This window comes from Streptomyces sp. 8K308 (genome assembly GCF_004348315.1).
Classification (GTDB): Bacteria; Actinomycetota; Actinomycetes; order Streptomycetales; family Streptomycetaceae; genus Streptomyces.
In genome coordinates this window covers 1-9,301 of record NZ_SMKC01000284.1, presented here as the reverse complement: position 1 = coordinate 9,301, position 9,301 = coordinate 1, and the positions used below count along the sequence as shown (strand labels likewise).

Here is a 9,301-nt window from a genome sequence, read left to right as displayed (position 1 = left end):
CCCCTGACCCGCCCAACCCCAACCGACCGTTCAGCAGACCCGGAAGGCAGGACCGTCATGGCATCCGCGCCGAGGAACCACTACTCGATCAGCATCGGCGGCGACGCGCACGGCCCCGTGGTGGCCGGCGACGACAACCGCGTCGAAGCCGCCGCCCGCGACGCCGCGCCGCTCCACGCCGACGACGGCACGCCGGCGCCGACCGGCCCGAGCCAGAGCAACGTCGCCAAGGACCACGCCTCGCTCTACACGGTGATGAACGGGGAGCTGCACATCCACCAGGAGACGCCGGGTGGCGACGGAAACCAGCGCGGCTCGTAACGGCCCCGACGCCCCGGCTCCCGGCCCGAGGCCCCTTGAGCAGCCCGCGGTGGTCCGTACCGGTGACGACGCCGACCGCCCGGAGGCGGTCACCGTGACGCCACCCGGCCAGCCGCCGCGGCGGATCGCGGTGGTGGGTCCGGTCGCGGCCGGCAAGAGCACCGTCGCGGCCGCCGTCGCGGCCCATTCGGGACTGCCCCACGTCGAACTTGACGACCTGTTCTGGGGGCCAGCGTGGGCCCCGGTCCGGCCGCGGAGTTCCACGCCCGGGTGCGGCACGCGCTGGCGGCCGAGGCGTGGATCGCGGACGGCAACTTCGACGGCGCGGTCGCCGAGACGCTGCTGACACGGGCCGATCTGGTGGTCTGGCTGGACCTGCCGCTGTGCGTGTGCCTGCCCCGCCTGGTGGCCCGCTCACTGCGGCGGGCCGCCACCGGGCAGGAGCTGTTCGCCGGCAACCGCGAGACCTTCGGCCACCTGCTGGCCCGCGACTCGATCCCGTGGTCGGGACCGGCCCACCACCACCGGGACCGCCGCCGCTGGGCCGCCCGCCTGGTCACGGCCCGCGCCGCCGGAACCCCGCCGCTGCGCCTCGACAGTTCCTCAGCCATCGCCCCGGCCCTTGCCGCCCGTGGGCTTCTCCCCCCGACCGGCGGGGACACCTGACCCAGCCGCGGCACCACCGCCACGGCGGCCACGACCGGCCGCGGGTCAACCGCTCAGCGTCTTCGACGGCGGCTGCCCGTACCGCTCCCGGTAGTAGGCGGCGAACCTCCCCAGGTTGGAGAAGCCCCAGCGGTAGGCGACGTCCGATACGGTCGCCGAGCCGTCCCTGCCGGCCGCGAGCAGGTCCTGGTGGGCCCGCCTGAGACGGACCTCCCGGAGGTAGCCGAGCGGGGTGGTGTCCAGGTGCTGGCGGAACGCCTCCTGGAGGGCACGCGGGCTGACCCGGGCCGCCGCCGCCAGGTCGGCGAGGGTGTGCGGCTCGTCGGCCCGCTCCTCGACCAGGGCCATCGCGCGGCGCACCGCCGCGTGGCCGACGAGGCCGGTGCGCCGCGCGTCCACGCCGTTCGGGAGGATCAGCCGCTGCGTCTGGACCAGTAACACGGCCGACGTCTGGGTCAGCTGCGCGGCCACGAGCGGGTTGGTGCGGGCGATGCCCTCGCCGAGCACCTCGCGGTGAACGGCGCCGGAGATGCCCGCCCAGGTCCTGGCGGCGTCGGGCGAGACGGCCCCGCCGAGCGCGAACCGGGCACGCACCGGCCCCTCCACGCCGAGCGCGTCGGCGACGGCCCGCTCCACGACGTCGCGGGCGAGCCGGAGGGTCGTCATCTGCGCGCCCGGCGACCAGCGCACCTGGAAGGGGCTGTACGGGTCGAGGACATAAGTCCCGCCCGGCCCGACGACGCACTCCTCCCGGCCTGGGCGGCTCACCCTGACCCAGCCGTGGGTCACCTCGCAGACCAGCAGGTAGGTTTCGAGCGCCTGCGGCTTGATCAGGGTCTCGGCGTCGAGGTGCGGGTATCCGTACCGCAGCCCCGAGATCGTGATGCCGGGGAACCCGTCCTCGGCGTACCACGCGGCGAACTCCCGCGCGTCGCCCAGGCAGTCGAGCTGGTAGGGGCTGTAGGCGCGGCTGATGATGTCCCGCGTCTCCTCGAGATCGCTGCTGTCGACGAGGGTCGTCAGCCTGCTCAGGTCACCGGGTACGGCGCTGAGCCGTGCCATCAGGAACGTCTCCCTCTCTCCGCGTTTTCCGGCCGGGCACCGCGTTCGGCGGGTAGCCGAGCGGTGACTCCCCGGGTAGCGTCGCACATGTCCGAGGTCCAGGTGTCGACTATTCCAAGTCGGTCTCGGGATCCGACCGTTCGGGCATATGCCGTCCTGTGTTCACGGGGGAAGTTCAGGGCGGTTTGTGGGGGGGACCAGGGGGAGGAAGGACCCCGTCACGCGAACGAGCGTGGGCGGGGTCCGACCCGTATAGACGCCCGCCAGGCGCGCGACCACCGACTCCCAGCCATCCGACAAGTGGCCGACCGCTGACCTTGTCAGGCCGGCGGAGCTGCCCTTGAATCCTTCGCATCAGGCGGTTCGGTCGGGCCATGGGGAGGCCAGGACATGAGAAGTCGGGCGCGGATGTGGGTGGTAGGGGCCGCCGTGGTGGCCGCTCTGGCCGTGGGCGCGGGGCCCGCGTCGGCCTCGGCGCTGGACTACTACCAGTTCCACGACCACTACGCGACGCACGAGGAGTGCGTCGCGGTGGGCGAGGAGTACCTGTGGCCCAACCACCCGGGCGGGGCCGACGCCTACGAGTGCCGCGAGAACGCCGGCGGTTGGGACCTCTGGCTGATCTTCGCCACCTGACGCCCGCGCGGCCCCGCGCAGGCGCGTCGCCCACATCGCGCGACTCCTCACCGCTGCTGCCCCACGGTCCGCCGAGGACGACCGCGAAATCGCCGACGGTGGCCGGTCGCCCCTGCCTGCCGCGCTCGGCAGGGGCGGACAAGGGGGGCCAGGACACCCCAGAGATCCACCCGTTACGGACCATCCGCGACGGATCGCCCGCTTGTTACGCTCGCTGACATGACCGCCATGACGCCGCAGACGCGATCCGAGCCCGACCTCTCGTTCTTCCTCGACCACACCAGCCACGTCCTGCGCACCCGGATGGCCGCCGCCCTGGCCGAGGTCGGGCTGACGGCACGGATGCACTGCGTGCTGGTGCACGCGCTCGAGGAGGAGCGGACGCAGGCGCAGCTGGCCGAGATCGGGGACATGGACAAGACCACGATGGTGGTGACCGTGGACGCGCTGGAGGCGGCCGGGCTCGCGGAGCGGCGGCCGTCGAGCGTGGACCGGCGGGCGCGGGTGATCGCGGTGACGGAGGAGGGCGCGCGGGTGGCGCGGCGCAGCCAGGAGATCGTCGACGGGGTGCACCGGGAGACGTTGGCCGCGCTGCCGGACGGAGAGCGGGAGGCGCTGCTCTCGGCGATGAAGCGGCTGGTCGGCGGGGTGCTGGCGGAGCCGGTCGAGAGCCCTCGGCCGGCGCGGCGGGCACGGCAGCGCGGGTAGCGGGACGCCGATCCGGACTTTGACCCGAGAAAGATAGTCCGCAAGAGAACTATCTGCTAGAGTCCTTCCTGTTGCCTGATCGACGACAGGAGAGGCCTCATGGCATCCGAAACCGCCGCGCGCTCGCGCTGGGTCGCGCTCGGGGTGATCGCGTCCAGCATGCTGGTGATCGTCCTCGACGGCAGCATCGTGACCGTGGCCATGCCCGCCATCCAGGAGGACCTCGGGTTCTCGGCCGCCGGGCTCAGCTGGGTGGTCAACGCGTATCTGATCGCCTTCGGCGCCCTGCTGCTGCTCGCCGGCCGGCTCGGCGACCTACTCGGCCGCCGGCGGATGTTCGCCGCCGGCACCGCCGTGTTCACCGGGGCCTCGCTGCTCGCCGGCTTCGCCACCTCGCCGGGGCTGCTGATCGCGGCGCGGTTCGCGCAGGGCGTCGGCAGCGCCATGGCCTCCGCCGTCGCGCTCGGGATCCTGGTGACGCTGTTCACCGAGCCACGCGAACGCGGCCGCGCCATCGCCGCGTTCAGCTTCACCGGCGCGACCGGCGCCGCCATCGGACAGGTGCTCGGCGGCGTGCTGACCGACGGGCTCAGCTGGCACTGGATCTTCTTCATCAACGTGCCGCTCGGCGTCGCCGTGCTGGTCCTGGCCCGGCGGTACCTGCCGGACGACACGAGCCTCGGGCTGCGGGCCGGGGCCGACGCGGCCGGGGCCGCCCTGGTCACCGGCGGACTGCTGCTCGGCAGCTACGCGGTGGTCAACGTCGAGCGCTACGGCGGCACTTCGGTACACACGCTGGGCGCGGGCCTGGTCGGTCTCGCGCTGCTCGCCGGGTTCCTGCTGCGGCAGGCGACGGCACGCACGCCGCTGATGCCGCTGCGCATGCTGCGGCCGCGCGCGGTCTGGTCGGCGAACCTGATCCAGGTGCTGCTGGTGGGCGCGATGTTCTCGTTCCAGGTGATGTTCGCGCTCTACCTGCAGAACGTGCTCGGCTACGGCGCCGCCGAGACCGGCCTCGCGATGCTGCCGACGGCCGTCGTCATCGGCGCCGTGTCCCTGGGCCTGGCGGCCCGGTTGAACGCCAGGTTCGGCGAACTCGCCATGCTGCTGGTCGGCCTGGCGATGCTCACCGCGCTGCTCGTGCTGCTGTCCCGGCTGCCGAACGACGCGGACTACGCGACCGACCTGCTGCCGGTGCTGCTGCTCGGCGCCGGATTCGGTCTCGCCCAGCCCGCGTTGACCACCTTCGGGATGTCGGCGGCCAGGTCCGAGGACGCCGGTCTCGCCTCCGGCCTCTTCAACACCACCCAGCAGGTCGGCATGGCGCTCGGCATCGCGGCGCTCTCCACGGCCGCCGCCGCCCGCACCGAGGGGCTGCTCGGCGAGGGCGCCGGCCGGGCGGAGGCGCTGGCCGCGGGCTACCGGCTGGCGTTCGGCATCGGCGCGGCGCTGCTCGGCGTGGCCATCGTGGTCGCGGTGGCGGCGCTGGCGAGGCGGAAGGCGGGTGCCGCGCCGGTGCGGGAGCGCGAGGACGCCGCGCGGGTGCCGGCCGGGGTGTGAGGCCGGCGAGCGGCCAAGCGGCAGGGCGCCGCGCGGAAGAAGACGAACAGAGAAAAAGCAGAGAAGCAGAGACGAGAGGAACGGAGCGGACGATGAGTGGGAACGAGAAGCCGAGGCCACGGGTGCTGGACGAGGCGGAGGCGTCGCGGTTGCTCGGGGCGCGGGGGTTCGGCGTGCTGGCGAGCGTGCGGGCCAGCGGGCACCCGCATCTGACCACGGTCCTCTACCACTGGGACGGGGACCGGCGGCTGCTGCGGGTCTCGAGCACCGCCGACCGGGGCAAGCCACGGCAGCTCAGCCGCGATCCGCACGCCGCGCTGCACGTGAGCACGCCGGACCACATGGCGTTCGCCGTCGTCGAGGGCACCGCCGAGGTGTCGGAGCCGACGCGGGAGCCGGGCGACGCCGTCGGGCGCGAGCTGCTCTCGCTGCTGCCGGAACCGCCGGAGGACGAAGCGGCCGAGGCGGAGTTCCTGCGGGAGCAGGTCGCCGAGCGGCGGGTGGTGATCAGGATCCGCGCCGACCGGCTCTACGGCACGGCACTCGACATGTGACGCGGAAGAACGAAGCGCACGCGGCGAAGGCGACCGCCACAGCGCCAAAACGCTCGGGCCCGGCATCCTCGCGGATGCCGGGCCCGAGCTCTCGTAGCGGGGACAGGATTTGAACCTGCGACCTCTGGGTTATGAGCCCAGCGAGCTACCGAGCTGCTCCACCCCGCGTCGTTGGGATGAACTCTACGCTACGAACGGGGGTGGTCGCACCTTCCTTCCGTCCAGTGCCCCTGATCGAAAGCGCGTGCGAGGATCACCGCATGAGGTGGAGGAGAACGAGAGGGCCGGCGTTGAGCCTGGTCGCCCTGGGGGCGTTGCTCGCCGGCTGCGGCACCGAGGTGGCCGGCGGCGGAGGCGACGGCGCCGAGGGCGCGGGCGCGGGCGCGCCGGCGGCGGTGTCGCCCGGGCCCACGCCCACCGAGATCACGGTGCCGTCGACCGAGTGCCCCGCGTCGGGCGCCCGGGTCACGCCCGACGTCATAGACGCCGCCATGGGGCTGCGGGCCGGCACCATCAGGCTGACCAACTGCGGCACCGAGCCGTACACCGTCGAGGGCCACCCCGAGCTCATCCTCGTCGGCGACGACGGGGTCGAGACGCTGGACATCGCCGTCCAGCACGACACGGCGGAGATCACCGCCTCGCTGAACGGCTTCGACGAGCCCCCGCGGCCGGTGACGCTGGAGCCGGGGGAGGCGGCCTGGGCCACGATCGCGTGGCGGAACACCACGGACCTCAGCGGGCCGCCCGTCGACGCCCGCTTCGTCGACGTCATACCGGCGCCGGGTGAGGATGCGCAGCGCATCATGCCGGACGGCGGGATAGACCTGGGCACCACCGGCCGGCTCGCCGTGAGCCCCTGGACCGCGTTCGACCGCGGCTGACGGCGGCTGACCGCAGAGGCCGCATGGCTGAAAGCGTTTGCTGCGCGGGGTATTGACCGGCGCCAGGCTGCCCCCTACTGTCACGGCCGCGTCGATTGAAACGAATCAATCGACGGCCACCACCCGACAGACGGAGGAAGGCGACCTCTGATGAGACCACCTGACGGCCCAAGAACCCGGCGCCGCCTGACGTTCGGCCCCCTGGCCATCCCCCTCGCCGGGCTGCTGCTGCTCACCGCGGGGCCGGCGGCCGAAGCGGCGCCCGAGCGGGCCACCGGAGGCAGGCCGGGCACCGTCCAACTCGAGGACCTCGACCGCGGGCTCGTCGCAGTCGCCTCCGAGGAGGGCGTCTTCCTCAGCTGGCGGCTGCTGGGTTCCGAGGCCACCCGACACACCGAAACCGGCGTGTCCGGCACCGACTTCGCCGTCTACCGGGACGGCCGGCGGATCGCCACCGTCACCGACAGCACCAACTACCTCGACGAGGACGCCACCTCCGGCGCCGATTACCGGGTCGCGCCCATCGACCGCGGCCGGGAGGGCCGCCGCAGCAACCCCGTCTCCCCCTGGGCCGACGACTACTACGACCTGCCGCTGCGCAGGCCGGCGGACGGCGTCACCCCCGCCGGTGAGGCGTACACCTACCGCGCCAACGACATGAGCGTCGGCGACGTCGACGGCGACGGGGCCTACGAGTACGTCGTCAAGTGGGACCCGTCCAACTCCAAGGACGTCTCCCAGGTCGGCTACACGGGCAACGTCTACATCGACACCTACCGGCTCGACGGCACCCTGCTCAGCCGCGTCGACCTCGGCCCCAACATCCGCGCCGGCGCGCACTACACGCAGTTCCTGGTCTACGACTTCGACGGCGACGGCCGCGCCGAGATGATGCTCAAGACCGCGCCCGGCACCACGATCACCCGCTACCGGCCCGACGGCCGCGTCGCCCGCACCGAGTACGTCACGATGCCGCGCGCCGACGTCCGCGCCGGCTACTCGCACCAGGACGACTACCGGCTCAGCGCCGAGGGCTACTACGACCACCTGGTCGGGGTGTTCCAGGGCTGGCACGACCACCCGGAGGTGCGCGCGGGCAACTGGCCGGCCACCCTCGAGGAGGCGTTCGGCATCGAGCCGCGCTACGACTACCCGTTGTCGCGCGCCGACGCCGAGGCGCTGGCCGACCACTTCGTCGACGTCTACGCGCCCAGCCGCTCCACCCGCAACAACCTGCGCGCCTTCGAGGGCTTCGTCCTCGAAGGCCCCGAGTACCTGACGGTCCTCGACCCGGGCGCCGGGCGGGAGTTGCAGACCGTGCGCTACGAGCCGGGCCGCCACGACGACGGCCTGATGTGGGGCGACTACGCGATGGCCAGGATCGAGCCGGGCAACCGGGTTGACCGCTTTCTTTCCACCGTCGCCTACCTCGACGGCCGCCACCCCTCGGCCGTCTTCGCGCGCGGCTACTACACCCGCTCCACGCTCGTCGCCTACCGCTGGGACGGCCGCCGGATCCGCCAGGACTGGACGGTGGACAGCGGCTGGACCCCGATGTCCAACCCGTTCAACGACTCGCCGCACGGCGTCGATGGCACCGACCCCGAGTTCGGCACCCTCACCACCCAGGGCTTCCACTCCCTCAGCTCGGCCGACGTCGACGGGGACGGGCGGCAGGAGATCGTCTACGGCTCGGCCACCATCGACGACGACGGCAGCCTGCTCTACAGCTCGTTCGCCGAGGCACCGCCGGAGGCGGCGCAGCCGGGCGAGAACATCAGGCTCGGGCACGGCGACGCGATGCACGTCGCCGACATCGACCCGGACCGGCCGGGACTCGAGATCTTCACGGTCCACGAGGGCGGGCGGTACGCGCCCTACGGCTTCGCGCTGCGCGACGCGGCCACCGGCGAAGTGCTGTACGGCGGTTACACCGGCGTGGACACCGGGCGCGGCATGATCGGCGACGTGGACCCGGACCACCGGGGCATCGAGACCTGGGCCTCCCAGCCGCAGTCGGTCTCCGAGACCGGCCTGTGGACGGCGGACGGCGGCTACCTCGGCCCCGAGACGCCCGGCACCAACATGTCGATCCGCTGGTCAGGGGACCTGACCACCCAGATCGTCGACGGCGCGATCGACGCGACCCCGACCATCGAGGACTGGCGGCGCGGCACGCTGCTGACCGCCGATGGCACGCTGACCAACAACCACACCAAGGGCAACCCCTCGCTGGTGGCCGACGTGTTCGGCGACTGGCGGGAGGAACTGATGGTGCGGACGGCGGACAGCTCGGCGATCCGCTTCTACCTGAGCACCGAGGTGACGGACCACAAGCTCTACACGCTGATGCACGACCCGCAGTACCGGGTCGAGGTGGCACGACAGCAGACCACCTACAACCAACCGGCCTACCCGAGCTTCTACCTGGCCTCGGACACGGACTGGTCCGACGTCCCGCTGCCCGGCCGACGAGGCTGAGCGCTGGGCCTGGCCGGCCGGGCCGAGAAGCGTGTCTGCATCGATCACGAGGTCGGTTCTGATGGAACAGGGTCCCGGGTCGGGTGATCCCGACCGGGTGGACGCATGAGAGCAGGGCCCCTTGGTGGCTCGGGTTGCCACGCCACTCGAGCACCAGGAGGCCCTACCGTTCCAGTCCCGCGTGTCGGTCCCCCTCCCCGCCAACTCCCGCGTGTCGTCGCGCGGTCCGTCACCTGTCGGCGATGAGGGCCGGGGCACAGCGGGCCCCAGGGAACGCCTGGTAGGCATGGCGTATGGAGGAACTCGCACGGCTCCGTGACGTCGAGCAGGCCGCGGCCGGCGACGGACATCCGGTCTGGGCCGCCCAGGGTCAAGGCGGTGACGCCCTGGGGCCGGGGGTAAGGGCCTGGTGCCACGGTGCGGCGCTGG

General features: G+C 72.8%; 9 protein-coding genes and 1 tRNA gene. 8 read left to right on the top strand and 2 right to left on the bottom strand.

Going from position 1 to position 9,301, the window contains the following annotated elements; genetic code table 11:
* Together E1265_RS28265 and E1265_RS28260 are read left to right on the top strand one after the other, a co-directional pair.
* The coding region (locus E1265_RS28265) for a hypothetical protein (RefSeq protein ID WP_207931244.1) at window positions 1-321 on the top strand (321 nt) is incomplete at its 5' end.
* A gap of 234 nt (window positions 322-555) precedes the next feature.
* The gene (locus E1265_RS28260) at window positions 556-987 is read left to right on the top strand and encodes a hypothetical protein (RefSeq protein ID WP_243741170.1); all 432 of its coding nucleotides are present in this window, start codon (window positions 556-558) and stop codon (window positions 985-987) included.
* 45 nt (window positions 988-1,032) lie between these two features.
* Here the strand turns inward: E1265_RS28260 and E1265_RS28255 are convergent, their stop codons facing one another.
* On the bottom strand, window positions 1,033-2,049 hold the full coding sequence (locus E1265_RS28255; protein WP_132933827.1) for an AraC family transcriptional regulator: 1,017 nt from the start codon (window positions 2,047-2,049) through the stop codon (window positions 1,033-1,035).
* A gap of 390 nt (window positions 2,050-2,439) precedes the next feature.
* Between E1265_RS28255 and E1265_RS28250 the strand changes: the two genes are divergently transcribed.
* The 4 genes from E1265_RS28250 (at window position 2,440) to E1265_RS28235 (ending at window position 5,507) form a co-directional block, all read left to right on the top strand.
* Window positions 2,440-2,685 carry a hypothetical protein gene (locus E1265_RS28250; RefSeq protein ID WP_132933826.1) on the top strand — a complete coding sequence of 82 codons (246 nt, stop codon included), beginning with the start codon at window positions 2,440-2,442 and terminating at the stop codon, window positions 2,683-2,685.
* Window positions 2,686-2,904: 219 nt separating this feature from the next.
* The gene (locus E1265_RS28245; protein ID WP_132933825.1) at window positions 2,905-3,393 is read left to right on the top strand and encodes a MarR family winged helix-turn-helix transcriptional regulator; all 489 of its coding nucleotides are present in this window, start codon (window positions 2,905-2,907) and stop codon (window positions 3,391-3,393) included.
* 99 nt (window positions 3,394-3,492) lie between these two features.
* Complete coding sequence (locus tag E1265_RS28240) at window positions 3,493-4,953, top strand: MFS transporter (protein WP_243741169.1); 1,461 nt, start codon at window positions 3,493-3,495, stop codon at window positions 4,951-4,953.
* Window positions 4,954-5,045: 92 nt separating this feature from the next.
* Window positions 5,046-5,507 carry a TIGR03618 family F420-dependent PPOX class oxidoreductase gene (locus E1265_RS28235; protein WP_132933824.1) on the top strand — a complete coding sequence of 154 codons (462 nt, stop codon included), beginning with the start codon at window positions 5,046-5,048 and terminating at the stop codon, window positions 5,505-5,507.
* A gap of 94 nt (window positions 5,508-5,601) precedes the next feature.
* On the opposite strand, the gene E1265_RS28230 is transcribed toward E1265_RS28235, so the two are convergent.
* A tRNA-Met gene (locus E1265_RS28230) sits at window positions 5,602-5,675 on the bottom strand.
* 92 nt (window positions 5,676-5,767) lie between these two features.
* Between E1265_RS28230 and E1265_RS28225 the strand changes: the two genes are divergently transcribed.
* Both E1265_RS28225 and E1265_RS28220 read left to right on the top strand, forming a co-directional pair.
* Entirely contained in the window at window positions 5,768-6,391 is a 624-nt protein-coding gene (locus E1265_RS28225) for a DUF4232 domain-containing protein (RefSeq protein ID WP_165953916.1), read from the top strand.
* 150 nt (window positions 6,392-6,541) lie between these two features.
* Window positions 6,542-8,872, top strand: a complete 2,331-nt coding sequence (locus E1265_RS28220; protein ID WP_132933822.1) for a rhamnogalacturonan lyase — start codon at window positions 6,542-6,544, stop codon at window positions 8,870-8,872.
* Window positions 8,873-9,301 lie beyond the last annotated feature (429 nt).

What these genes read in the sequence shown, in the direction of transcription:
- E1265_RS28235 (WP_132933824.1), top strand. Translation starts at nt 5,046, where the DNA reads ATGAGTGGGAACGAGAAGCCGAGGCCACGGGTGCTGGACGAGGCGGAG.
- E1265_RS28245 (WP_132933825.1), top strand. Translation starts at nt 2,905, where the DNA reads ATGACCGCCATGACGCCGCAGACGCGATCCGAGCCCGACCTCTCGTTC.
- E1265_RS28255 (WP_132933827.1), bottom strand. Translation starts at nt 2,049, where the DNA reads ATGGCACGGCTCAGCGCCGTACCCGGTGACCTGAGCAGGCTGACGACC.
- E1265_RS28240 (WP_243741169.1), top strand. Translation starts at nt 3,493, where the DNA reads ATGGCATCCGAAACCGCCGCGCGCTCGCGCTGGGTCGCGCTCGGGGTG.
- E1265_RS28220 (WP_132933822.1), top strand. Translation starts at nt 6,542, where the DNA reads ATGAGACCACCTGACGGCCCAAGAACCCGGCGCCGCCTGACGTTCGGC.
- E1265_RS28250 (WP_132933826.1), top strand. Translation starts at nt 2,440, where the DNA reads ATGAGAAGTCGGGCGCGGATGTGGGTGGTAGGGGCCGCCGTGGTGGCC.
- E1265_RS28225 (WP_165953916.1), top strand. Translation starts at nt 5,768, where the DNA reads ATGAGGTGGAGGAGAACGAGAGGGCCGGCGTTGAGCCTGGTCGCCCTG.